Consider the following 24,359-nt stretch of genomic DNA (forward strand, 5'->3'; position numbering starts at 1 on the left):
TTTGAGGCGCGACTTCACACAGACTTCACCTGTGCTCATGTTCGCCACATATTGGCCCGCTATGCTGGCGGCTTTCCAACCTCACGAGATCTATCGTCATGAAGCAAACCTCACCCTTGTCGTTGCTGGCGCTGAGCGCCCTGCTGCTGTCGCCCCTCACCCAGGCCGCTCCCGCCGATCCGCTGGTCGGGGTAGTGGATGACGTCATTCGTCCGCTGGTGAAAGAGCACAGGATCCCGGGCATGGCGGTAGCCGTGTTCAAAGAGGGGCAGCCCCACTACTTCAACTACGGGGTTGCCGAGCTGGCGACGGGGAAGAAGGTCAGCGAGCAGACCCTGTTCGAGATTGGCTCGGTCAGCAAGACCCTGACCGCGACCCTGGGGGCCTACGCCGTGGTCAAGGGGAGCATTGGGCTGGATGACAAGGTGAGCCGGCACGCTCCCTGGCTCAAGGGCTCCGCCTTTGATGGCATTACCATGGCCGAGCTTGCCACTTACAGTGCCGGGGGTCTGCCGCTGCAATTCCCCGACGAGGTGGAATCGCTCGAGCAGATGCAGGCTTACTATCGCCAGTGGACGCCGGCCTATCAACCAGGCAGCCATCGCCAGTACTCCAACCCCAGTATCGGCCTGTTCGGCTATCTGGCGGCGAGCAGTCTGCAGCAGCCGTTTGCCCAGTTGATGGAGCAGACCCTGCTGCCAGGGCTCGGCCTGCATCACACCTATATCAATGTGCCGAAGCAGGCGATGGCGAACTACGCCTATGGCTATTCGAAAGAGGACAAGCCCATCAGGGTCACGCCAGGGGTGCTGGCGGACGAGGCCTACGGCATCAAGACCAGCTCGGCGGATCTGCTCGCCTTCGTGAAGGCCAACGTCAAGGGGGTGGATGACAAGGGATTGCAGCAGGCCATCGCTTTGACCCACCAGGGACGCTACTCGGTAGGCGAGATGACCCAGGGGCTGGGCTGGGAGAGTTACCCCTATCCGGTCAGCGAGCAGACGCTGCTGGCGGGCAACTCGGCCCAGGTGATCATGAAGGCCAATCCGACGACGGCCGCGCCGAAGGAGATGGGGAGCCAGCGGCTCTTCAACAAGACCGGCTCGACCAACGGCTTTGGCGCCTATGTGGCCTTCGTGCCGGCCAAGGGAGTGGGCATCGTCATGCTGGCCAACCGCAACTACCCCATCCAGGAGAGGGTAAAGGCGGCCCACGCCATCCTGAGCAAGCTGGCTCCCTGAGTCGGCACTGGCCGCGGGTCACGGCGCCATTTGCCGCGACCCACCTGTTCTGAAAAACGCCGGGCTTTGCCCGGCGTTGTCATCTGGTCTGGGGGCAGCAGCAAAACAAAGACCCGTTTGAGATTAACAAAACTAATTCCGCTGCATTAGAAAACTTCACTGATAGTGTAGTTACAAGTGTGATCTACGGCTTACTTGCTTCATATGTAGTTAATTATCATAAATAGTGATGATTGCTCGATGTTTTAACGTTATGCGGTGAATGCCGGGCCATCTTGACTGGAAGCGAGTCGCGGCAGGAGAGGAAGGCCCGTTCGATCCCCATTTTTGGTTGCCCGCCGATATTCGGTCTGCCGCCAGCAAGGGGTCGATGACCCGAGCAGGGAGGTTCATGGCATGGCGAAAACTATCGCCCCTCAACATCATCCTATCCGGGCCAGCCGGCCTGTTCCCCCTTTCGTCTGCATCGCGGCAGCAAGCTTGCGACCCCTGGCCAACCAGGCTGCGGGGCCGCTCACATGAATAAGAAAATACATACAGACAGGTAGGTTAGCATGCGTCCATCCACCCCGACCGGGTTGTTGCAACAACCCAAACCCTTTTTCATGATCTTCTTCGTCGAGCTCTGGGAGCGCTTCGGCTATTACGGCGTCCAGGGCCTGCTGGCAGTGTTCTTCGTCCAGCAGCTGGGCTTTTCCCAGGAGCAGTCCTTCATCACCTTCGGTGCCTTCTCGGCGCTGGTGTACGGCCTCATCTCGGTGGGCGGTTACGTGGGTGACCATATTCTGGGGACCAAGCGCACCATGGTGCTGGGGGCCATCGTACTGGTCATCGGCTACTTCATGACCGGCATGTCCATCTACAACCCTGACCTCATCTTCTATGCACTGGGCACCATCGCCGTCGGCAACTGCCTGTTCAAGGCCAACCCCGCCAGCCTGCTCGCCAAGTGCTACGAGCCCGGTGATCCCCGACTGGATGGCGCCTTCACCCTGTTCTACATGTCGATCAACGTCGGCTCGCTCATCTCCCTGTCGCTGGCTCCCGTGGTGGCCGATCACTACGGCTACACAGTGACCTACAACCTGTGCGGGGTCGGCCTGGTGATCGCCCTGCTCACCTTCTTCGCCTGCCGCCGCATGGTCAAGGGAATAGGCTCGGCCCCCGACCACCTGCCGCTCGACTACGGCAAGCTGCTGCTGGTGCTGTTGGGCTCGGTCGCCCTGGTCTTCTTCTGCGCCTGGCTGATGCACCACGTGGTGATCGCCAACATGGTGCTGATGACGGTGACCCTGGCCGTGGTGGTCTTCTTCTTTCGCGAGGCGTTCAAGCTCGACAGCGTCGGGCGCAACAAGATGTACGTGGCCTTCGTGCTGATGCTGGAGGCGGTGGTGTTCTACGTGCTCTATGCCCAGATGCCGACCTCGCTCAACTTCTTTGCCATCAACAACATGCACCATGAAATGCTGGGGGTGACCGTCAACCCGGTCAGCTTCCAGGCGCTCAACCCCTTCTGGGTGGTGTTGGGCAGCCCGGTGCTGGCGATGATCTATACCCGGCTGGGCAGCCAGGGGCGGGATCTCACCATGCCGCTCAAGTTCACCCTGGGCATGCTGTTCTGCTCCCTCGGTTTTCTCACCGCGGCGGCGTCCGGCATCTGGTTTGCCGATGCGCAGGGGCTCACCTCACCCTGGTTCATGGTGCTCATCTATCTGTTCCAGAGTCTGGGGGAGCTGATGATCAGCGCCCTGGGGCTGGCCATGGTGGCGGCGCTGGTGCCGCAGCGGCTGATGGGCTTCATCCTTGGTATGTGGTTCCTGACCCAGGCGATGGCCTCCCTGCTCGGGGGCTATGTGGCGACCTTTACCGCGGTGCCGCAAGGGGTGACGGATCCGCTGCAGACCCTGCCCATCTACACGGACGTGTTTGGCAAGATTGGTCTGGTGACTCTGCTGGTGGCGGGGGTGATGGGGCTGATGGTGCCCTGGCTCAACCGCATGATGCAGGCCGGTGAGCGCCATGGCGAGGAGGAGGAACTGTCGCAGGCCAAGGCCTGAGAGGGGCAGAAGGGGTGAGGAGCACGAGCGCCTCACCCCGGCAGATCAGTCGTATTGCTCTTCCATCCAGGCTTCCAGGATGAGCTGGGCGGAGACGCCATCCACGCTCCCCTTCTCCAGCGCCCTATAGCCACCCTGTTCGAACAGGCGGGCGCGGGCATCGGTAGTGGTGAGCCGCTCGTCCTTGAACTCCACCTGCTTGCCAAAGCGGCCGTGCAGGCGGTTGCCGAACTTGCGGGCGCGCACCGTGATCTCCTGCTCGGTGCCGTCCATGTTGAGCGGCAGACCCACCACCAGCAGGTCCGGTTGCCACTCCTTGAGCAGCTTGTCTATCTCGTCCCAGTTGGGGATGCCGTCGTTGGCCTTGAGGGCGCGCAGCGGGCGGGCCGTGCCGGTGAGCTCCTGACCGATGGCGACCCCTATGCTCTTGGTGCCGTAGTCAAAGCCCATGATACTGCGTGATGACATTGGGTAATTTCCTCAGAATGCGTCGCAAATTGCACAGCAGATTGCATCAGCCGTGGCCGATGTCGCTGGATAGGTGAACGGGATTGACCCCGATGCTGGCGGCGGCGCGTTGCCAGCGCTGGTGGATGGGGGTCTTGAACACCAGATCCGGATTGGGGGGGATCACCAGCCAGGCGCCGTCCACCAGCTCCTGTTCCAGTTGCCCCGCGCTCCAGCCGGCGTAACCGAGCGCCACCAGCCAGTGCGCCGGTGCCTCCTCGGTACCCAGGGTCTCCAGTATGTCCTTGGAGGTGGTGACCATCAGCTCGTCCCCCACCTGCAGGGTGGAGTTGAAACCGGGGCGGAAGCTGTGCAGCACGAAGCCGCGATCGGCGTGAACCGGCCCCCCCTGCAGCACCGGCTGCTTGAGTTCCGGGTTGGCGGGCGGTGCCAGCTTGAGCTGATCCAGCATGGTCTCCAGCGACATGTCCACCGGAATATTGACCACCAGCCCCATGGCGCCCTCTTCGTTGTGTTCGCACAGATAGACCAGCGAGCGCTCGAAATAGGGGTCGGTGAGGCTCGGCATGGCGAGCAGGAAGTGATTTTGCAGTGTTTGCATATGGGCCAAATATTGCAAAGGTATTTGCAGTCAATTATGGCAGCTCGCTTCGTCTGGCAAAACCGCTTTTTGGGCGGCTGGCTCAGACCAGTCAATCTGTTTCAGTGGAGAGAAAGCCATGGAAGGTATTTCAATCAGGCAGAAGTTGATCCTGGGCTGTGTTGTTCCCCTGCTGGCGCTGTTGCTGCTGGTCATAGGAGCGACCCAGGCGATGTCCCGGCTGATGACCGGCATCAACGCCATGTATCAGGGGGAGGTGGTCCAGCTCAAGGAGCTCAAGCAGATCGCCGATCTCTATGCGGTCAAGGTGATCGATGCCGCCAACAAGGCCAACGTCGGGGGCTTCGAGCCGGCCCGCTCCAAGGCCGACATGAGCGCCGCCCAGCAGGAGATCGCCACCATCTGGCGCCAGTATCGCAGTCACGACATGAGTGACGAGGAGCGCAGACGGGCGGACAAGGTGGAGGCGCTGTTTGCCGCCGCCAACCGGGAGATAGAAAAGGTGATGGGGCTGCTGGACGGCTCGCCGGGCGAGCACAACGCGGCGCTCGCCGCCGCCATCATGCCGCTCTATCAGGTGATCGACCCGGTCAGCGATGCGGTGAGCGAGCAGGTGGCGTTCCAGCTGCAGGAGGCGGAGAAGAAGGTGATCGAGCTCAACCAGCTCAGGCAGCAGCTGACCCAGCTGTTTGTCGCGCTGTTTGTGGTGGTGGGGGGCTGCGTCCTGTTCATCGGGATCTGGGCCGGGCGCAGCGTCAGTCAGCCGCTGGCGGCCATGGGGCAGATCCTGCGCGGCATGCAGACGGATCTCGACTTGAGCCGGCTGGCTCCCGTGCTGCGCAAGGATGAGATGGGCAGCCTGGCGCACTCCCTCAACGAGGTGATCCGCCATTTCCGCGGCCTCATCGCCCAGATCAACGAGACTGCCGAGCAGCTTGCCAGGGCATCGGCCCAGCTGGCTCATATCGGGGTCGAGAGCCGCCAGCGGTTTGCCCAGCAGCAGGCGGAGACGGATCAGACCGCGACCGCCATGAACCAGATGAGCAGCACGGTGGCCGAGGTGGCCAACAGCTCCAACCAGGCGGCCGATGCGGCCCGTCATGCCGACGACAGCGCACGGCACGGCCACCAGATCGTGGAGGATGCCATTGTGCGCATGTCACACCTCTCCTCCCAGATCCAGAACACGGCGGCCATGATCACCCAGCTGGCGGATGACAGCCGGGACATCGGCAGCGTGATGGACGCCATTCGCGGCATCGCCGAGCAGACCAACCTGCTGGCCCTCAATGCCGCCATCGAGGCGGCGCGGGCAGGGGATCAGGGGCGTGGCTTTGCGGTGGTGGCCGACGAGGTGCGCACCCTGGCCCAGCGTACCCAGCGCTCCACCGAAGAGATCGGCAAGACCATCGTCAAGTTGCAGCAGGGGGCCAATCAGGCGGCCAGCAGCATGGAGCAGGGGCTGGAGCAGGTGGAAGAGTCCAACCGTACCGTGCTGGCCTGTGGTCAGGCGCTCGGCGAGATCGTCAGCTCGGTCAACGTGATCAACGAGATGAATACCCAGATTGCCACGGCGGCGGAGGAGCAGAGCAAGGTGGCCGAGGAGATCACCCGCAACGTGGTCAACATCGCCCATATCGCGACCGAGTCGACCGGGGCGGCCACCCAGCTCAACCAGAACTGTCACGAGCTGGAGCAGTTGTCGGGGGATCTCAAGGAGAAGGTGGGGCAGTTCCGCTGCTGAGGGGACTGACGCTGGATAGATGGATGTAAAAGAGGCGGCCCAGGGGCCGCCTCTGTTGTTTATAGTCTGTCGTCACTGCTGGGCTGGGACGGCTTAAGCCTTGGCCAGCCGACGCTCGATGGCGTCCATCAGCATGCCGGTGATGTGCACGTCGAAGGCCGCTTCAATCTCGCGGATGCAGGTCGGGCTGGTGACGTTAATCTCGGTCAGCCGATCGCCGATGATGTCGAGGCCGACGAAGATGAGCCCCTTCTCTTTCAACGTCGGGCCCACCGCGCGGGCGATGGCCCAGTCCGCCTCGCTCAGGGGGCGCGCCTCGCCACGGCCGCCGGCAGCCAGGTTGCCACGGGTCTCCCCCTGGGCCGGGATGCGGGCCAGACAGTAGGGAACCGGCTCACCGTCCACCACCAGCACCCGCTTGTCGCCATCCTTGATGGCGGGCAGATAGGTCTGCGCCATGCAGTACTGGCTGCCGTGAGCGGTGAGGGTCTCGATGATGACGCCGACGTTGGCGTCATCCTCCTTCATGCGGAAGATGGAGGCGCCGCCCATGCCGTCCAGGGGCTTGAGGATCACGTCCTTGTGCTGGGCGTGGAAGGCGCGCAGCTTGTCGGCGCGGCGGGTCACCAGCGTGGTCGGGGTGTGCTCGGCAAACCAGGCGGTGTAGAGCTTCTCGTTGGCGTCGCGCAAGCTCTGGGGCTTGTTGACGATGAGGCAACCCTCGTCCTCGGCCCGCTCCAGCATGTAGGTGGCGTAGATGAACTCGGTGTCGAAGGGGGGATCCTTGCGCATCAGGATCACGTCCAGGCTGGAGAGCGGCTGATCCACCACCTCGCCGAGGCTATACCAGTCGGCATAGTCATATTTGACGGTGAGCGGACGCATGGTGCCGAAGGCGCGACCGGCCTCCATGTAGAGATCCTTCATCTCCAGATAGAACAGCTCGTAGCCGCGCTTTTGCGCCTCTTCGAGCATGGCGAAGCTGGAGTCCTTCTTGATGTTGATGGCCGAGATGGGGTCCATCACGATGCCGAGTTTAATGGTCATCCGCTGTTCCTTCTGTAGAGGAGCCCGCCTTGGCAGGCTCCGGGAGTTAGGCCAGATCGCCGAAGCGACACTGCAGCGCAGTAATCGCGGTCAGGGCTGCGGTTTCGGTGCGCAGCACCCGCGGCCCCAGCAGCATCTCTTTGAAATCTTCCTGCACGGTACGGGCGATCTCGTCGCTCGACAAGCCCCCTTCCGGGCCGATCAGCAGCCGCACGCCGTGCTCAGGAACCGGCAGGGTGTTGATGCTGTAAGGGGCGCGCGGGTGCAGGTTGAGCTTGAGCTCCTTGGTCTCTTCCGCCAGCCAGGCGTCCAGCTCCATCGGCATGCGCACCTCGGGCACGGTATTGCGGCCACACTGCTCGCAGGCGCTGATCACCACCTTCTGCCACTGTTCGCGTTTTTTCTCCAGCCGATCGGCCGGCAGCTTGACGCCGCAGCGCTCGGAGAAGAGCGGGGTGATGCAGGTGACGCCCAGCTCCACCGATTTCTGGATGGTGAAGTCCATCTTGTCGCCGCGGCTGATCACCTGACCCAGGTGGATGGCCAGCGGTGACTCCACCGAGCGTTGCTCGCAGCTGTCGATGGTCACCTCAACGGACTTCTTGCCCACATTGGCGATGGTGGCGGGGTACTGGTTGCCGTCGCCGTTGAACAGCTCGAGCTGCTGACCCGGCTGCATGCGCAGTACCCGGCCGATGTGGTTGGCGCCATCTTCCGACAGGGCGAGGGTCTGGCCCACCTGCAGGGCGGCCGGTTCATAGATACGTGGAATGCGCATGGCTGATAGTCAGTCTCTTGCTTGGAAACCCTTCAATATCCTACTGCACGGCGGCGAGCAAGGCTCACGAGACCGAGGGTGAAGGGTTTCATGATAAGAGGGGGCGATCCCCCTCCCAGGTCAAATGGGGTTACTGGCACTGCTTTTCAATAAAGGGGTTGGTATTGCCCTGCAGCTTGCCGATGCGGCGGTTGCGCTCGCACTCCCAGCCGTCGGCCGGGTACTGCCTGTCCCAGGCTTCGAACAGTTTACGCTGTTGCGCCGCCAGACGCAGCCCATACTGCTGGCTCATGTAGAGGTAGGCGCGGGCGATCTGGCCCCGTACCGGCCCCTTGGGTGGCTGCACCCGGCGCTCCTTGAAATCCACCAGCATCCGGCACTGGCCGTACTGATCCGGAGTGCCGTTCCAGTCGGAGAAGCGGAAGTTGGCCCGATCGCCGTTCACTTCGCCAACGGCGGGGAAGAGGTTGTGCATGTCCCCCTCCATCTGGTTGAACTCGTCGCTCTTGCCGCAGTTCTTGCGGCCCCCCTGCTGCCAGCACTTGAGCTGGTGGCCGAACTCCCAGGCCGGTACCACGTGTTCCCACTCGATGCGGGCGGCGCGCTTGGGCTGCTTGCGCGGCTCATAGCCGCAGCTGGCGAGATCCGGGCTCATTTTCTTGCCCTGATAGTCGATGTTGCAGCCGCAGTAGATGGTGGTGACAGCGGGCTGGCTCTGGTAGAGCTTGACCAGATCCTGCTTGGCTTCGCGAAAGGTCTGGGCATGCAGGGGCGCGCTGAGCAGCGGCAAACCGGCCAGCAGGGTCAGGGCGAGGGAAGAGATGAGACGCATGGGATTCCTTGCAAACGGGATGATTGACGAACGATGGCGGGCACCCTACCACAAGGGCGCGACACCGGCTGGCTTACTGCGAGGTTACGAGCTGTTCCAGCGGCTGCCGACAGCGACGGCAGTGGTAGCGGGCCTCGCCGCGTACCACCTTGTTGTGGCGGCGCACCGACAGCTGATGCTGCTGGCAGAGGCAGCGATAGGGGATGGTCGGCTGCGCCAGTACCGCCAGATCGAAGCTGTGGGTGGTTCTGGGCTCAAGGCCGAACAGCTCCCGCATCACAGATTGCCACTGGCGGCCGTGGGGCAGCACCCGCGATCTGCCACGCCCTTCTCCCCACAGGGCATAGACCAGCAGATGGGCCACCTCGTGGGGCACCACCTCGGCCAGAAACGCCTGCTGGTTGGCCTGATAGAGGGCCGGGTTGAAGCGCAGCTCCCAGGTCTGCAGCCGCGCCGAACCCGCCGCCCGACCGCGCATGTTGCAGTGCACCTGTGGGCGGGGAAAGGAGCGGCCAAGGCGTGCTTCGGCCTGCACAAAACAGGCGTCGACGCGGGTGAGCAGCTGCTCGTGCAGGGCGGGATCGAGGCGGGTAGCGGTGGCGGACATCGGGTTCTCGGCAAATGGCGGACAAGCAAAAGGGGAGCCAGGCTCCCCTTTATACCACAAGCGCGACGCTTACAGGCCGGCGGCGGAACGCAGCAGTTCGGCCTTGTCGGTCTGCTCCCACGGGAACTCGTTGCGACCGAAGTGACCGTAGGCGGCAGTGGCCTGGTAGATCGGGCGCTTGAGATCCAGCATCTGGATCAGGCCGTACGGACGCAGTTCGAAGTGCTCGCGCACCAGCTTGACCAGCAGATCCTCGGCCACCTTGGCAGTGCCGAAGGTTTCGACGCTGATGGAGGTCGGCTCGGCCACGCCGATGGCGTAGGAGACCTGTACTTCGCAGCGATCGGCCAGACCGGCGGCGACGATGTTCTTGGCCACGTAGCGGGCGGCGTAGGCAGCGGAGCGGTCAACCTTGGACGGATCCTTGCCGGAGAAGGCGCCACCACCGTGACGGGCCATGCCGCCGTAGGTGTCGACGATGATCTTGCGACCGGTCAGACCGCAGTCACCCATCGGGCCGCCGATAACGAAACGGCCGGTCGGGTTGATGAAGTATTTGGTGTCCTTGTTGATCCACTCGGCCGGCAGCACCGGCTTGATGATCTCTTCGCGCACCGCTTCAACCAGGTCTTTGTGGCTGATGGATTCGGCGTGCTGGGTAGAGAGCACCACGGCATCCACACCGATGATCTTGCCGGCGTCGTCGTAGGCGAAGGTCAGCTGGCTCTTGGCATCCGGACGCAGCCACGGCAGGGTGCCGTTCTTGCGCACTTCGGCCTGACGCTTCACCAGCAGGTGGGAGTAGGTGATGGGGGCCGGCATCAGCACGTCGGTTTCGTTGGTGGCGTAGCCGAACATCAGGCCCTGGTCGCCCGCGCCCTGTTCCAGCGGATCGCTGCGGTCAACGCCCTGGTTGATGTCCGGGGACTGCTTGCCGATGGCGTTCAGCACGGCGCAGGAGTCGGCGTCGAAGCCCATGTCGGAGTGGGTGTAGCCGATCTCGCGCACGGTGTCGCGCACGATCTGCTCGATGTCTACCCAGGCGGTGGTGGTTACTTCACCGGCCACCATGACCATGCCGGTCTTGACCAGGGTCTCGCAGGCAACGCGTGCCTTGGTGTCTTGCTTGAGGATGGCGTCCAGGACCGCATCGGAGATCTGATCCGCAATCTTGTCGGGATGGCCTTCGGAGACCGACTCGGAAGTAAACAGCTTTGCCATGATGGGATTCTCAGCTTGTCTGGGGTTATCGCCGCAGCAATAACCGGGTGATGATAGGATGATTGTAGAGGTATCTACATCTGGACGTCCATTTTAGTTAGCGACCCCCTCGATTGCCAGCACTATTTTGGTTTTGCCGCCCCCTGGCCGAACAAGATCCGTTCTTCACCCCATTTGGGGTAGATAGTGGTTACGACTCAATCGTTTGCCCCGTCAAGAAAAGCGATTGAGCTCCCAAAGCGGCTTTATTCGCCCAGATAATATTTGCACGCCGCGCCCCCTGCTGGGACAATGACGCGCCTTAATCTTGGCCATCAAATGAAGCAATCGCAGGAGATACAGATGCCTTCTCGTAAAGAGCTTGCCAATGCCATTCGCGCATTGAGTATGGATGCCGTTCAAAAAGCCAACTCCGGTCACCCGGGCGCCCCCATGGGAATGGCGGATATCGCCGAAGTATTGTGGCGCAGCCACCTGAAACATAACCCGAACAACCCCAAGTGGGCCGACCGCGACCGTTTCATCCTCTCCAACGGCCACGGCTCCATGCTGCTGTACTCCCTGCTGCACCTCTCCGGTTATGACCTCTCCATCGACGATCTGAAAAACTTCCGCCAGCTGCACTCTCGCACCCCGGGTCACCCGGAGTACGGTTATGCGCCTGGCGTCGAGACCACTACCGGTCCGCTGGGTCAGGGCATCACCAACGCCGTGGGCATGGCGATCGCCGAGAAGGCCATGGCCGAGCAGTTCAACCAGCCGGGTCACGACATCGTTGACCACTATACCTACGCCTTCATGGGCGACGGCTGCCTGATGGAAGGTATCTCCCACGAGGCTTGCTCCCTGGCCGGTACCCTGCAACTGGGCAAACTGATCGCGTTCTGGGATGACAACGGCATCTCCATCGACGGTCACGTGGAAGGCTGGTTCACCGACGACACCGTCAAGCGCTTCGAAGCCTACGGCTGGCACGTCATCCCGGCCGTTGACGGTCACAGCCCGGAAGCGATCAACGCTGCCATCGAAGCCGCCAAGGCCGAGACCGGCAAGCCGACCCTGATCTGCTGCCGCACCATCATCGGTTACGGTTCCCCGAACAAGTCCGGCTCTCACGACTGCCACGGCTCACCGCTGGGCAACGACGAGATCGCCGCCGCTCGTGCCTTCCTGAAGTGGGACCACGCACCGTTCGTTATCCCGGCCGACATCGCTGCCGAGTGGAACGGTCAGGAGAAGGGCGCCAAGCTGGAATCCGACTGGGCTGCCAAGTTCGCCGCCTATGAAGCCGCTCACCCGGCACTGGCTGCCGAGTTCAAGCGCCGCACCGCAGGCGACTTGCCGGCCAACTGGGCTGCCGACTCTGCCAAGATCATCGAAACCCTGCAGGCCAACCCGGCCAAGATCGCCACCCGTAAAGCGTCCCAGAACGCACTGGAAGCCTTCGGCAAGCTGCTGCCGGAGTTCATGGGTGGCTCCGCGGATCTCGCGCCGTCCAACCTGACCATGTGGTCCGGTTCCAAGTCCCTGACCAACGACGATGCCTCCGGCAACTACATCCACTACGGTGTACGCGAGTTCGGCATGTCCGCCATCATGAACGGTATCGCCCTGCACGGTGGTTTCATCCCCTACGGCGCCACCTTCCTGATGTTCATGGAGTACGCCCGCAACGCCCTGCGCATGGCTGCCCTGATGAAGCAGCGTTCCATCTTCGTTTACACCCACGACTCCATCGGTCTGGGTGAAGATGGTCCGACTCACCAGCCGGTCGAGCAGATCGCCTCCCTGCGTCTGACTCCGAACATGAGCACCTGGCGTCCGTGTGACCAGGTTGAATCTGCCATCGCCTGGAAACACGCCATCGAGCGTACCGACGGCCCGACCTCTCTGATCTTCTCTCGTCAGAACCTGGCCCAGATGGACCGCACCGCCCAGCAGCTGGCCGATACCGCCAAGGGTGGCTACGTGCTGAAGGATTGCGCCGGTACTCCGGAGCTGATCCTGATCGCCACCGGTTCCGAAGTGGAACTGGCCGTTGCCGCCTATGAGCAGCTGACTGCCAAGGGTCGTGCCGTGCGTGTGGTCTCTCTGCCGTCTACCGACGTATTCGACGCTCAATCCGCCGAGTACAAGGAGTCCGTGCTGCCGTCCTCCGTCACCAAGCGTGTGGCCATCGAAGCGGGCATCGCCGACTACTGGTACAAGTATGTTGGCTTTGGCGGCAAGATCATCGGCATGCGCTCCTTCGGTGAGTCTGCGCCGGCCGAGCTGCTGTTCAAGGAATTCGGCTTTACCGTGGAAAACGTGGTTGCGACCGCTGAGTCCCTGTAACAGCTCCTGTAATTCCTGAACGTTGGGCCGCGCAGGCCCAATAGCCGGAAAATAAAACGCCCTCCATCGCAAGATGGGGGGCGTTTTATTGGCGAATTTGGCATGGCGAGCGTGAGTCTGTCGATGTGAAGATTGGCCGGATCGATTACTTGATCCATCTCGCTTTTTCTTTGCAAGTTACTTCCAAAAGTAGCGCCATACGATACCATTCCTGCCGACCATCCCCGTCATTATCAGCGCTCCATGGATATTCGGCCGTTTTCATTCAGCCAACGTGACGTAAGCTATGTGTCGCTGCCTGGTGATGGCATCAAGCGGCAAGCTTTCCGGGGCCTGGTCAATTCTGTATGTGCCGTTGTTAATTATAAAAATGTCATGTGACGTATATCTGAAATGGAGTTTTCCCATGTCTTGTTCCATTGTCATCAATCAGTCGGCAAAAAAGCTACAAGTCAATAAAGATAGTTATGATCTCGGTAAAATATCGAACGTACAGGTTCGGGTCCTTTCCTGGAAAGACAAAATACTCAATATGATTATGTTGGGGGCCATCGCTTCCAGTCTACTGTTCATATTTGTGCCAACGGATGCACAAGGTCAGGCTATTACATGGATTCTTCCTGCCATTGCATTTCTGATTGGAGCATGTCTGGCACTGGTGATTAGCACCAAGTATGAGTTCAGGTTGGAGTTCAGACATTCTGATGAGGTCGGAGTGCAGTGGTTCACAGCGGCCAAGAGCAGGGCAGAGAGCGATTTTAAATTGTTCAAGCAGTGGGAAGCTGAATTGAAACGCCATATTTGATAGCGTGTTATTGGCCCACAGGTTCGATTAGCGTAGCGTCATCGGACGTTCGCGCATCTGTGTCGATGCCATAAGAAGAATATTCCCTCGTGTTACCAAAAAAGAGACCGGCATATAGCCGGTCTCTTTTTATTTCAACAAACCTTACGCCTGCGGCGGGGTGCTTTCCGCGTTGGACATCACCGCATCAATCTGCACCAGGGCGCCGGCGGGCAGCTCGCTCACGCCAATCACGGTGCGGGCGGGCAGATAGGCCGGGAAGTATTTGGTGTAGATGGCATCCACGTCCGCCAGATCCGCGATGTTCTTCAGCTGGATATTGACCTTGACGATATCGTCCATCACGTGGCCGATGCTCTCGACGATGGTCTTGATATGGCCGAGGCACTGGGCGGTCTGCTCCTTGACACAACCGGTCAGGATCTTGCCGGTGGCCAGATCAACCGGCAGCTGGCCGGCGATATGGTTGTAGTGGGAGAAGGCGACGGTCTGGGTGTGCAGGGGGCTGCGCGGTGCCTTGTCGGTATTGCGGGCGCTGATCACCAGATTGTGTCTGTCTTCCACCAGTTGTGGCGGGGTGCCGTCACCGTGGGAGATGACCGCATCCATCTGCACCCGGGCGCCGAGCGGCAGGGCGGAGGCCACGATCACGCTGCGGGCCGGCAGGTAGGCGACGGCGCGAGCAATGGCGGAGTCCGGGAAGAAGGTGGTGTAGACCTCGTTGACGGCGTCCAGATCGGCCAGGCTGGTCAGATAGACGGTGACCTTGACGATATCGTCAAACGGCACATCGATGCTCTCCAGCACGTGCTTGATGTTGCGCAGGCACTGGCCAGCCTGCTGCTGGATACCACCGGCGACCAGCTGGCCTGAGGCCGCATCGACCGGCAGTTGCGCGCCTATGTTGTTGTAGTGGGAGAAGGCGACGGTATGGGTCGAGAGCGGATCCTGCGGCGCCTTGTCGCTGTTGCGGGAGAGCTTCAGCAGCGGGCAGGGTGCCTGCGGGAAGGTGCCTTCACCGTTGGAGATGAGCGCGTCCATCTGCACGGCGGCGCCGAGCGGCAGACCGGCCACCGCCAGCACGGTGTGGGTCGGCAGCAGGCGCGGGAAGAACTCGCCATAGACTGCGTTGACCGCGTCGAGATCGGCAATCTCTTTGAGAAACACCGTGATTTTGACCACGTCATCCATCACATGATCGATGCTCTCGACGATGGCCTTGATATTGGTGAGGCACTGTCTGGCCTGCGCCTTGATATCCCCTACGACCAGCGCGCCCGTTTTCGGGTCGACCGGCAGCTGGGCGGAGATATTGTTGTAGTGGGAGAACGCCACGCTCTGGGTGCTGGGGCTCAGATCCTGCGGTGCATTGGCGGTATTTCTGGCTGACTTGATGATGGTACCACTCATGGCGATACTCCTTTTTCGTTTTTGATGTAGGGTCAGGCCGCGTTGCTCTTCCCTGGCCGAATGCGTCACGCAGGGCGATACCCATGATGGCGGCAACAGTTGCCCGTTCCCGCCGCAGGGCGACGGGGCAAGGGACCATGGTCATCACTGTGTAAAGCCTTGTGCCGGTGCCGCCGGTGCCGCCGGCGCGTACAAACGGATAAGGGAGAAATAAATCGGCTTGATGATTCAGACGGGAGGATTCTAGGGGGCGTTCGCCAGCGGATGCAAACCGGGATCCGGTTTCTATGAGGTGGCTCAACAGAGTGAAATATATTCACTTTGCTATTCAATGCATGACCAGAAAGAGCAATAAAGGTGATGGGGATCCCATTTTTTGCCATGCAGGTGGCTGATGGCGTCTTTATTAGCGCCGATTTTGGTTACCAGCTGTAAATCCCAGGTTAATAAATCTGACCAACTTGCAGGATATTATCCCGGTTTTGCATAGCTATTTATTTTTCGGCCTGGTGAAGGGCTTTTCATAAGGCCAAAAATATGCCTGAAGTGAGCCGAAAGAGAGCCATTGAAATAACATTCAGCCCATCTGCATGGCAATAAGCTGAGGTGGCAAGAGCGGATGGAAATGAGGGGCGCCGTTCACTGCCGGATGCGGCAACCAGACGGGCAGGATGGAACCCTGCATATGCCATATATTTTCAGCGGCGCGAACAGGACCTGGCTGCGCGGGCGCCGTGCGTCAGCGCCCTGTCAGAGGGAAGGGCACTGCGCATTTACCCGGCCCCTGGCAGCCAATACTGTGAGAGCGAGTCAACCCATGATGGAGAGAGTCCCATGACCGAGAAGCTGATTGACGACAAGCAACCGACTCCGGATCCGGCGGAGCAGAATGCCTTTTTCCCTTCCCTCTATTCATTGAGCCAGTTCACTTCGCGCAAGTCGGATCTGGCGGGGGCCGACTATCCCGCCCCCTATCGCGGCGGCCGCTGGAAGATCTTGTTGATCGGGGCCGATGAGCGCTATCTGCCCACCGACAACGGCACCCTGTTCTCTACTGGCAACCACCCGGTGGAAACCCTGCTGCCCATGTATCACCTCGACAAGGCGGGCTTTGCCTTTGAGGTAGCCACCCTGTCGGGGAATCCAGTCAAGTTCGAGTGGTGGGCCATGCCGACGGAGGATGAGGCGGTGGTGGGGCTCTATGGCAAATACCAGGGGCAGTTCCGCCAGCCCGCCAAACTGGCGGATCTGCTGGCCCAGGTGCAGGCCCCTGATTCGGACTACCTCGGCGTGTTCATTCCCGGCGGGCACGGCGCCCTGATGGGGTTGCCCGAGAGCGCCGAGGTCAAGGCGCTGCTGGTGTGGGCGATGGCACACGAGCGTTTCATCATCACCCTCTGCCACGGGCCGGCGGCCTTGCTGGCGGTGGCCAATCCGCACACCTTCGCCGGCTACCGGATCTGTGCCTTCCCCGATGCGCTGGATGAGCAGACGCCGGCGATCGGCTACATGCCGGGCCGGCTCACCTGGAAGTTTGGCGAGCGGCTCAAGGGGATGGGCTTTGAGATCGTCAACCGCGGTATCTCGGGGGAGGTGTGCCGGGATCGCAATCTGCTGACTGGTGACAGCCCGCTGGCTGGCAATCCGCTCGGCAAGCTGGCTGCCACTACCCTGCTGGAGGCAGTGAGCCGCCGATAGTGTCACGTCCCTCGCAAGAGGGGCTAGCAGCGCTGAACAGGCAGGAAATGAAACAGCAGGGCCGTCGAGTGACGGCCCTGCTCTATTGGGTCAGGCAGGATAGAGGGCACCCAGTACAGCGGGGCGGCTGGCGCCGGTGACAGCGGGCAGGTTGCCGGGTTGGCGGTGGATAAAGCGCTGCGCCAGCCAGGCAAACGCCGCGCCTTCCATCCAGTCGGGAGCTATCCCCAGCTCGGCCGTGTTGGCGATGCGCCAGCCGGGCAGCAGGCTGGCCAGCTCCGCCAGCAGCGGGGCGTTATGGGCGCCGCCGCCGCAGACAAACAGCTCGGGCCGGCTCTGCGCATCCGTCAGTGCGGGCAGCTGGCGGGCGATGCTGTGGCAGGTAAGCGCCTGCAGGGTGCGCTGCACATCCGCCGGGGCATGGGCGCGGCCGGCCAGCTCGCCATCGAGCCAGTCGAGGGTAAACATCTCCCGCCCGGTGCTCTTGGGGTGAGGGGCGGCAAAGTAGGGGTGGGCCAGCAGCTGCTCCAGCAGTGCAGGGATAAGCTGGCCGCTGGCCGCCCACTGGCCGCCGGCATCGTAACCGGCCCCCTGGGGGTGATGGCGGCGATACCAGCCGTCGAGCAGGGTGTTGGCCGGGCCGGTATCAAAGCCATAGACTCCGTCGGCCTGGCCCGGCAGCACCGAGATATTGGCGATGCCGCCGAGGTTGAGCACCACCCGCAGGGCGCCGGGGCGGGCAAAGAAGGCCTGATGGAAGGCGGGCACCAGCGGCGCCCCCTGGCCGCCGAGGGCCATGTCCATGGTGCGAAAATCGGCCACCACGTCGATACCGGTCAGCGCCGCCAGCAGGGCCGCGTTGCCGATCTGCAGGGTAAAGCCGAGCTGGGGACGGTGGCGGATGGTCTGGCCGTGGCTGCCGATGGCGCGAATATCCCTGGGAGTCAGCCCCGCCTTGGCCAGCAGGGCGTGGGTGGCGGCGGCAAACTCGCGGGCGACCAGGTTGTCGGCCACCCCCATGCGATCGATCTCGTTGTCGCCCGGGGTGCTGAGAGCGTGCAGCTCGTGGGCGGTGGGCCAGGGGTGGCTGACGGCCGCCTCGACCCGCAGTTGATCCCCCTCGATCAGTACCAGCACGGCGTCGATACCATCCATGCTGGTACCGGACATCAAGCCTATATAGCGTTCAGTCATGGGGCTTCCTTACTTGCAGAGCGGGAAAAAGTACGTGACAGAGGGAGCGGCCTCAATCCCATGCCGTATTCTGGTACCGGACATCAAGCCTTTACAGCGCTCGCTCATGACTGCTCCTTGTGGGTCTCTGGCATGGTGGCTCAGCTGCCGCCGTTGGCCCGCTTGTTCTGGGCCAGCTGCAGCTCCGGGCTGTCCAGCTTGGCCAGCTGGGGCATGGCTTGGGCCTTGAAGCTGGCCAGCGCCCGCCCGCTCAGCGTCTCTGCCTGTGGCAGGTTGAGAGTGCGCGGGTTCTTGTGCACGCCGCCCACCACGAATTCATAGTGCAGGTGCGGCCCGGTGACCCGTCCGGTCCCCCCCAGATTGCCGATGGTCTGGCCCTGTTTCACCCGCTGCCCCTTGTTGACGGTGCGCTTGGAGAGGTGCAGGTACTTGGTCACGTAGTTGCCGGCGTGCTTGATGAAGACGTAGTTGCCGTTGAACTGGTTGTAGCCGGCGGCTACCACGCTGCCTGAGCCCGCCGCCATGATGGGAGTGCCCACCGGCGCCACGTAGTCGATGCCGTTGTGGGGACGCACCTTGCCGGTGACCGGGTGCAGCCGGCGCGGATTGAAGTTGGAGCTGATGTATTTGAAGTTGACCGGCGCGCGCAGGAAGCTCTTGCGCATCGCCTTGCCATCCGGGGTGTAGTAGTTGCCGTCCTCGTTCAGCACGGCGCGATAGGTGGCACCCTGGTTGACGAACTCGGCGGCCAGGATGTCGCCGGAGGCAACCCGCTCGTCATCCTGGAATTTCTCCTCGTACACCACCCGGAAGCTGTCCCCTGGTTGCAGGTCCTGGGCGAAGTCGATGTCCCAGCCGAAGATGGCGGCCAAGTCCATGATCTGATCCTCGGTCATGCCGGCGTCGACGGCGGCGCCCCAGAAGCTGGAGCGGATCTCGCCCTTGGCCACCTGTTCGCGAGTGTCGAGTTCGAGCTTGACCGGTCTGGCCACGAAGCTGTCGGCCTTGCGGCTCACCTTGAGCGCCTGCTCCAGGCTGTGGGGGTAGTAGAGGCTGTGCAGCTCGCCGCCCTTGGTGAGCTTGAAGGTGAGCTCCTGGCCCGGCTTGAGCAGGCGCAGGGTATCCGTGCCCTCGAGCTGGTCGATGAGGTGCAGATCCGTGGTGCTGAGGCCGAGGCGCTGGAAGATCACCCCCATGTTGTCACCGCTGCGTACCTTCACCTGCTTGGTGATGTAGCTCGGCTTGGGCGGGGCGACGGGCTTGGCTTCGGCCAGCAGCGCCTCCTCGTCGACCTGCTGCTCCATGGCCAGCTCGTTGCCGTTGTCATCGACCCGGGTAGCGACCGCCTGTTCGCTGGGCCAGGCCGCCAGCATCATCACCATGATGCTCAGGATCAGCACCATCTTGCGGTGCCAGTGAGGGAGAGAGTTGAAGGCGTGCCAAATGACCATGAGAAGCAGACGAAGTTGAGCCGGGAAGAATGTCGGAGTTTACCGCCTTTCCAATTGGCCCGCCATTCCAGTAATATGTCTGGCCCTGTGGAATCGTGATTGGAGAGTCAAAAAATGTCCCAGCTCGAGGTGGCGCTAGCCGAGATCAAGCGCGGAGCGGAAGAAATTCTGGTGGAAGAAGAACTGGTCGCCAAGTTGAAGGAAGGGCGCCCGCTGCGCATCAAGTTGGGGATGGACCCGACGGCTCCCGACATTCATCTGGGTCATACCGTGATCCTCAACAAGCTGAAGACCTTCCAGGATCTGGGCCATGAAGTGATCCTGCTGATCGGTGACTTCACCGCCATGGTGGGTGACCCCTCCGGCAAGAACGCCACCCGTCCGCCGCTCTCCGAAGAGGCGATCAAGCACAACGCCCTCACCTATGCCGAGCAGGCGTTCAAGATCCTCGATCCCGCCAAGACCCGCATCGAGTACAACTCGACCTGGCTGAGCGAGCTGGGCGCGACCGGCATGATCAAGCTGGCGGCCAAGCAGACCGTGGCCCGCATGATGGAGCGCGACGACTTCAAGAAGCGCTACAGCAACGGCCAGTCCATCGCCATTCACGAATTCCTCTATCCGCTGCTGCAAGGCTATGACTCGGTCGCGCTGAAGGCGGACGTCGAGCTCGGCGGTACCGATCAGAAGTTCAACCTGCTGATGGGCCGCGAGCTGCAAAAAGATGCCGGCATGGCGACCCAGTGCGTGCTGATGATGCCGCTCTTGGTGGGCCTGGACGGCGTCAAGAAGATGTCCAAGTCCGCTGCCAACTACATCGGCGTACACGATGCCCCGGGCGAGATGTTCGGCAAGATCATGTCCATCACCGACGATCTGATGTGGAACTACTACGAGCTACTCTCCTTCCGTCCGCTGGCTGAAATCGAAGAGTTCAAGGCAGGTATCGCTGCCGGTACCCTCAACCCGCGTGACGTGAAGATCTGGCTGGCCAAGGAGATCATCGCCCGTTATCACGACGAAGCGGCAGCCGAAGCGGCCCACGAAGACTTCACCCAGCGCTTCTCCAAGAACGCCATTCCGGACGAGATGCCGGAAGTCGAGCTGGCTTTGGAAGGCGAAGGGCTGGCCATCGCCAACCTGCTGAAAGATGCCGATCTGGTGGCCACCACCTCCGAAGCGCTGCGGATGATCAAGCAGGGCGCGGTCAAGGTTGACGGCGAGAAGCTGGACGATGGCAAGGCACTCATCGGTGCCGGTACCGCCGTCTACCAGGTCGGCAAGCGCAAGTTTGCCAGGGTGACCGTCAAGTAAGTCGCCACCACCGGCGCCGCCATAAGAAAGGCCTCCCTTGCGGAGGCCTTTTTGTTGGCTTATGGCTGCTCAGAGGGATCAGCCCTCTGTTTTCAGGAAGTTGCGATAGAGCATGTAGAGATGGGCCGAGCTCCAGCTAAAGTTGCTGGCCCCCTGCATGGCGCCGGTCTCCGGGTTGTAGTTCTCGCGGATGGGGCCGCTGCCCGCCAGCCCCTCGGCGTTGGCAAACAGCTTGTTGACGAGCTGTTGGGCATCGCTGCGATAGCCGTAGTTCTCCAGCCCCTTCACCCCGAAGTAGAACTGGTCCAGCCAGACCCGGCCGCGCCAGTAGATGTCGGGGTCGTAGGCCGGGTTGGTCAGCGCCGCCGTGCCGAGCGGCACCCTGGTGTTGAACTCCTGGGCATTGAGCATCACCTCGCGTACCCGCGCCGCCTTCTCCTTGTCCGCCACCTCGGCCCAGAGCGGACTCCACCCTTCCGGGCCGCGGCCGCGGGCGGTCAACAGCTTGCCGACGCAGCCGTTGGCGTCGGGCAGATCCCCCTGGGCTATCTGGCGGTCGTAATAGAAGCCGGAGGCCTCATCGAACAGGCAGCTGTTGATGTAGCCCGCCAGCTGGATCGCCCCTTCGCGGTAGCGGCTCGCCTCGTCCGGCTTGCCGAGCAGCTCGGCCATGTCGGCCAGGATGCGCTTCTCCTTGGCGAGGAAGGCGTTGAGCTCCACCGACTCCTGATCGATGGAGAAGCCGATGAGTTCGCCGTCATCCTGATGGTTTTCGAAGAAGAAGACGTTCCAGTCCTGGCGCGCCCTGGCCAGGTCGCCGCCATAGGTCTTGTCGGCATAGCGCTTGAGCTGATCCGGCTCGATAAAGCCGAAGCGGGCGGCGTTGTCCATGCCGGACTCCCAGCCCGCGCCGTGCTGGGCGCCGATATCCATGTCGGCGTAGCCGCCAACGCTCAATACCTGCTGATAGAGTGCCATGCCGGCGCAGCCATACCAGCCATCTCCCTCATCGGTACAGCTCGACAGATCCAGCCCGACCGGTGCCCCCGTCGGGTACTGCACCTTGAAGGTGATGTTGCCAAACTCGTCGTTGTGCTCGACGTGGCGGGTGGCACCGTATTCGATGATGCCGTTGCGGTTGTTGTCCCGGGCCCGGTACCACCAGTCGTGATAGGCCTGGATCTTCGGATACATCTCGGCGATGAAGGCCTTGTCCTTGGTGGCGCTGTAGATCTCCCAGATGGCCCAGGCGGAGAGAGGCGGCTTGGTGTCGCGCTCGTTCCAGTTGCCGCCGTCGCCACCGCGATCGGCGAGCTTGTTGTAGAAGACGGCGTCGATCACCATGCCGGCATCCTGTGGCCGGACCGGGTCATCGGCCTGGATCTGGTAGTCATACATGGCGCGCACGTTGTTCTTGGCTACCTCGGGGTTGAAGTGGGCCATGGCATAGGCGTGCTTCCAGCTGTCCCAGGCCCAGACCCCGTCGAACCAGCGGGCGGTGTTGGAGGGGGTCACCCCGTCGTGCAGGATGGCACCGGCCGGGGAACGCCAGTTGCCGTTGAGGGTCTCCATCGCCTTGACCGCGATGCGCCGCTCCGATTCCGGGATCCCCTGATTGGAGAGGCCGCGCGCCAGGTAATCCTCCCAGCGGCGGATGGAGTCGTCGAAATGGCTGGCGGGGTCGGCCAGCAGCGCTTGGCGGCTCTGCTCGAAGCGACTCGCCTCATCGCTGGAGTGCACATAGCTCTGCAGGGTGTAGATATCCTGCTGCCCCTTGGCGGCCAGGGTGAGGCTGGCCTCGCTCACGTAGCCGAGCCCCTGCTCGTCGAGGGTGGTACGGCTGGGCAGGGTGCGATCGATGCGGTAGCTGGCGCTGCCGCTTTGCATGATGTTCCAGGTGCTGCGCAGCTTGCCGAACTGGAATGCCACGCCGCGCTCGGTCTGGCTGATGGTGCGGGTCCAGGCGGGGTACTGCTCGGCGACCGTCTTGTTGGCATCCCACTGGTTGAGCAACTCCCCCTGCCAGTTGAGCTTGAGGGGGAGGGGGGCGTCAGTGTGGTTGATGAGGCGGGTGCGAACCAGCGCAGTGCGGGCATCGCCATAGCGCAGCTCCAGCTCAAGGGTGAAGGGTTCGAATTCGAAGCGCTGCACCAGCGCCCCCGGGATGGCGTACAGCGCCTGCTTGCTGGCGCTGGTGAGCGGGAAGGCGCGGCCGTTCTCGTCGCTCAGGGTCAGCTTGTCCAATTCGCTTGCGAAGAACAGGCTGTACTCCTCGGCGATGACCATGGGGCCGGTAAAGCCACCCCATTCGCTGTCGCTGGCGGGCAGCAGGAAGCCGTGCCAGGCGCCGAGATCGAGCAGCGGGTTGTATTTGAGGTTGGAGTAGCTGTCAAAGTCACGGAACTGGAGCGGGGTGCCGCTGCGGTCGATCACGTTCTGATACTGGTTCGCCAGGGTGGCGCTGGGGGCGGCCGGGCTGCTGGAGTCATTGCCGTTGCAGGCTGTGAGGCCGAACAGGGCGACGCTCAGGGTGACGGATAGTAAACTTTTACGAAACATCTCTCGCTCCAATGACAGTTTTTGTAGGTTAAGGAAGGTGTTTTTTAGTGCTTGTTTTAGTGAAACCGTTTGCGAGAGCCATTATAGGGCGATTTTGAGGGGATTATTGGCGCTGTGTCACAGTGCCGGAGGGGCAGGTGTGAGCCGGATCACCCGGTTACACGAGGTTACATAGTTTGATGTTTTAGTAACTATTTACTTGTCTGGCGGCAGCCAGCGAGAGAGAGGAGGGGCAGGTGCGCAGGTATTGATAGGGGGTCAGGCCGAACTCCTGCTTGAAGCGGGCGGCAAAGCGGCTGGGGGAGTCGTAGCCACAGGCGAGGGCCGTCTCCAGCGGTGCCAGCCCCTGCTGCAGCAGGGTGAGGGCGTGGCTCATGCGCACCTGGGTCAGCAGCTGGCGAAAGCTGCGCCCCTCGGCGGCCAGCTTGCGTGCCATGGAGGCGCGACTCATCGCGAAGTGCGGTGCCACCCCCTCCAGAGTGTGGTCGGCGCCCGGCTCCACCCCGAGGTAGCTGGCCAGCCGCTCGCCGAGGGTCATGGTATGGGCAGGAAACAGCAGGTCGAGCCCGCCGGCGGCCTGCAGCTCGGCGTAGAAGCCCTGCAGCAGCTGAGCCTGGGTGGCCTCATGGAGTCGCCGATCCGCCATGGAGCAGACCAGCTCGAAACAGAAAGCCAGCGCCGGACTGACCGCGAGGCGCGGCTCCCTGAGCGGGCCGGCCTGGGCGGCGCTAAGCCATTCGACGGGGGGCGGGGTCAGCAGGGTCAGCGCGCGGGAGCGAAACTTGCCCTGCTCCGGCTGGTTGACGAAGGTGAGCTGGTGACCGGCCGGGATCAGCAGCCAGCTCGCCTGATCGAACGCCAGGCGCTTTTCCTGCCACCACAACTGCTTGTGACCCTGATCCACCCAGATGATGGTGGGGGCGTAGATGAGCACCCGGTGCAGCGGCTGCTGGCGGATCCCGAGATAGTGGTGCAGTTGCAGCAGCGGCGTGCTCATC

General features: G+C 62.2%; 19 protein-coding genes. 7 read left to right on the forward strand and 12 right to left on the reverse strand.

Annotated elements, in window-relative coordinates; genetic code table 11:
• Nucleotides 1-98: 98 nt before the first annotated feature.
• Nucleotides 99-1,241, forward strand: coding sequence for an AQU family class C beta-lactamase (gene blaAQU, locus CK627_RS10095; RefSeq protein ID WP_095592248.1), 1,143 nt, complete (start codon nucleotides 99-101; stop codon nucleotides 1,239-1,241).
• Between the two features lie 554 nt (nucleotides 1,242-1,795).
• A complete protein-coding gene (dtpB, locus tag CK627_RS10100) occupies nucleotides 1,796-3,298 on the forward strand; it encodes a dipeptide/tripeptide permease DtpB (RefSeq protein ID WP_005303329.1) in 1,503 nt (500 codons plus the stop codon).
• 45 nt (nucleotides 3,299-3,343) lie between these two features.
• Here dtpB and ruvX read toward each other — a convergent pair whose 3' ends face one another.
• Together ruvX and CK627_RS10110 are read right to left on the reverse strand one after the other, a co-directional pair.
• The gene (ruvX, locus tag CK627_RS10105; RefSeq protein ID WP_005303327.1) at nucleotides 3,344-3,766 is read right to left on the reverse strand and encodes a Holliday junction resolvase RuvX; all 423 of its coding nucleotides are present in this window, start codon (nucleotides 3,764-3,766) and stop codon (nucleotides 3,344-3,346) included.
• Between the two features lie 46 nt (nucleotides 3,767-3,812).
• Nucleotides 3,813-4,367 carry a YqgE/AlgH family protein gene (locus CK627_RS10110; protein WP_005303325.1) on the reverse strand — a complete coding sequence of 185 codons (555 nt, stop codon included), beginning with the start codon at nucleotides 4,365-4,367 and terminating at the stop codon, nucleotides 3,813-3,815.
• A gap of 118 nt (nucleotides 4,368-4,485) precedes the next feature.
• Here CK627_RS10110 and CK627_RS10115 point away from each other — a divergent pair, with 118 nt between their 5' ends.
• Nucleotides 4,486-6,111 carry a methyl-accepting chemotaxis protein gene (locus tag CK627_RS10115; RefSeq protein ID WP_095592249.1) on the forward strand — a complete coding sequence of 542 codons (1,626 nt, stop codon included), beginning with the start codon at nucleotides 4,486-4,488 and terminating at the stop codon, nucleotides 6,109-6,111.
• A gap of 93 nt (nucleotides 6,112-6,204) precedes the next feature.
• Here CK627_RS10115 and gshB read toward each other — a convergent pair whose 3' ends face one another.
• From gshB to metK, 5 genes are all read right to left on the reverse strand, one after another.
• Entirely contained in the window at nucleotides 6,205-7,158 is a 954-nt protein-coding gene (gshB, locus tag CK627_RS10120) for a glutathione synthase (protein ID WP_005303321.1), read from the reverse strand.
• 46 nt (nucleotides 7,159-7,204) lie between these two features.
• On the reverse strand, nucleotides 7,205-7,936 hold the full coding sequence (rsmE, locus tag CK627_RS10125) for a 16S rRNA (uracil(1498)-N(3))-methyltransferase (protein ID WP_010633239.1): 732 nt from the start codon (nucleotides 7,934-7,936) through the stop codon (nucleotides 7,205-7,207).
• A 130-nt stretch (nucleotides 7,937-8,066) separates the two neighbouring features.
• Nucleotides 8,067-8,768, reverse strand: coding sequence for an endonuclease (locus CK627_RS10130; protein ID WP_010633240.1), 702 nt, complete (start codon nucleotides 8,766-8,768; stop codon nucleotides 8,067-8,069).
• A 73-nt stretch (nucleotides 8,769-8,841) separates the two neighbouring features.
• Complete coding sequence (locus tag CK627_RS10135) at nucleotides 8,842-9,375, reverse strand: SprT family zinc-dependent metalloprotease (protein WP_095592250.1); 534 nt, start codon at nucleotides 9,373-9,375, stop codon at nucleotides 8,842-8,844.
• 69 nt (nucleotides 9,376-9,444) lie between these two features.
• Nucleotides 9,445-10,596, reverse strand: a complete 1,152-nt coding sequence (gene metK / locus CK627_RS10140; protein WP_005303314.1) for a methionine adenosyltransferase — start codon at nucleotides 10,594-10,596, stop codon at nucleotides 9,445-9,447.
• Between the two features lie 342 nt (nucleotides 10,597-10,938).
• Here metK and tkt point away from each other — a divergent pair, with 342 nt between their 5' ends.
• Entirely contained in the window at nucleotides 10,939-12,930 is a 1,992-nt protein-coding gene (tkt, locus tag CK627_RS10145) for a transketolase (protein ID WP_054544334.1), read from the forward strand.
• Nucleotides 12,931-13,336: 406 nt separating this feature from the next.
• Nucleotides 13,337-13,735, forward strand: a complete 399-nt coding sequence (locus CK627_RS10150; protein ID WP_017778453.1) for a hypothetical protein — start codon at nucleotides 13,337-13,339, stop codon at nucleotides 13,733-13,735.
• 144 nt (nucleotides 13,736-13,879) lie between these two features.
• Here CK627_RS10150 and CK627_RS10155 read toward each other — a convergent pair whose 3' ends face one another.
• Nucleotides 13,880-15,145, reverse strand: coding sequence for a RidA family protein (locus tag CK627_RS10155; RefSeq protein ID WP_095592251.1), 1,266 nt, complete (start codon nucleotides 15,143-15,145; stop codon nucleotides 13,880-13,882).
• An 834-nt stretch (nucleotides 15,146-15,979) separates the two neighbouring features.
• On the opposite strand from CK627_RS10155, the gene hchA reads away from it, so the two are divergent.
• On the forward strand, nucleotides 15,980-16,843 hold the full coding sequence (gene hchA, locus CK627_RS10160; protein ID WP_095592252.1) for a glyoxalase III HchA: 864 nt from the start codon (nucleotides 15,980-15,982) through the stop codon (nucleotides 16,841-16,843).
• A gap of 90 nt (nucleotides 16,844-16,933) precedes the next feature.
• Here the strand turns inward: hchA and CK627_RS10165 are convergent, their stop codons facing one another.
• Nucleotides 16,934-18,037 carry an anhydro-N-acetylmuramic acid kinase gene (locus tag CK627_RS10165; RefSeq protein ID WP_095592253.1) on the reverse strand — a complete coding sequence of 368 codons (1,104 nt, stop codon included), beginning with the start codon at nucleotides 18,035-18,037 and terminating at the stop codon, nucleotides 16,934-16,936.
• A gap of 140 nt (nucleotides 18,038-18,177) precedes the next feature.
• Nucleotides 18,178-19,488, reverse strand: coding sequence for a peptidoglycan DD-metalloendopeptidase family protein (locus CK627_RS10170; RefSeq protein WP_095592254.1), 1,311 nt, complete (start codon nucleotides 19,486-19,488; stop codon nucleotides 18,178-18,180).
• A 114-nt stretch (nucleotides 19,489-19,602) separates the two neighbouring features.
• Between CK627_RS10170 and tyrS the strand changes: the two genes are divergently transcribed.
• Nucleotides 19,603-20,802 (forward strand): tyrosine--tRNA ligase, encoded by a 1,200-nt coding sequence (tyrS, locus tag CK627_RS10175; RefSeq protein ID WP_005303305.1) that lies wholly within the window; start codon nucleotides 19,603-19,605, stop codon nucleotides 20,800-20,802.
• Nucleotides 20,803-20,880: 78 nt separating this feature from the next.
• Here the strand turns inward: tyrS and ygjK are convergent, their stop codons facing one another.
• On the reverse strand, nucleotides 20,881-23,361 hold the full coding sequence (gene ygjK / locus CK627_RS10180; protein ID WP_095592255.1) for an alpha-glucosidase: 2,481 nt from the start codon (nucleotides 23,359-23,361) through the stop codon (nucleotides 20,881-20,883).
• A gap of 184 nt (nucleotides 23,362-23,545) precedes the next feature.
• A complete protein-coding gene (locus CK627_RS10185) occupies nucleotides 23,546-24,358 on the reverse strand; it encodes a helix-turn-helix transcriptional regulator (RefSeq protein ID WP_095592256.1) in 813 nt (270 codons plus the stop codon).
• Nucleotide 24,359: the final 1 nt, after the last annotated feature.

Origin of the sequence: Aeromonas dhakensis, from assembly GCF_002285935.1 — a bacterium.
GTDB lineage: Bacteria > Pseudomonadota > Gammaproteobacteria > Enterobacterales > Aeromonadaceae > Aeromonas > Aeromonas dhakensis.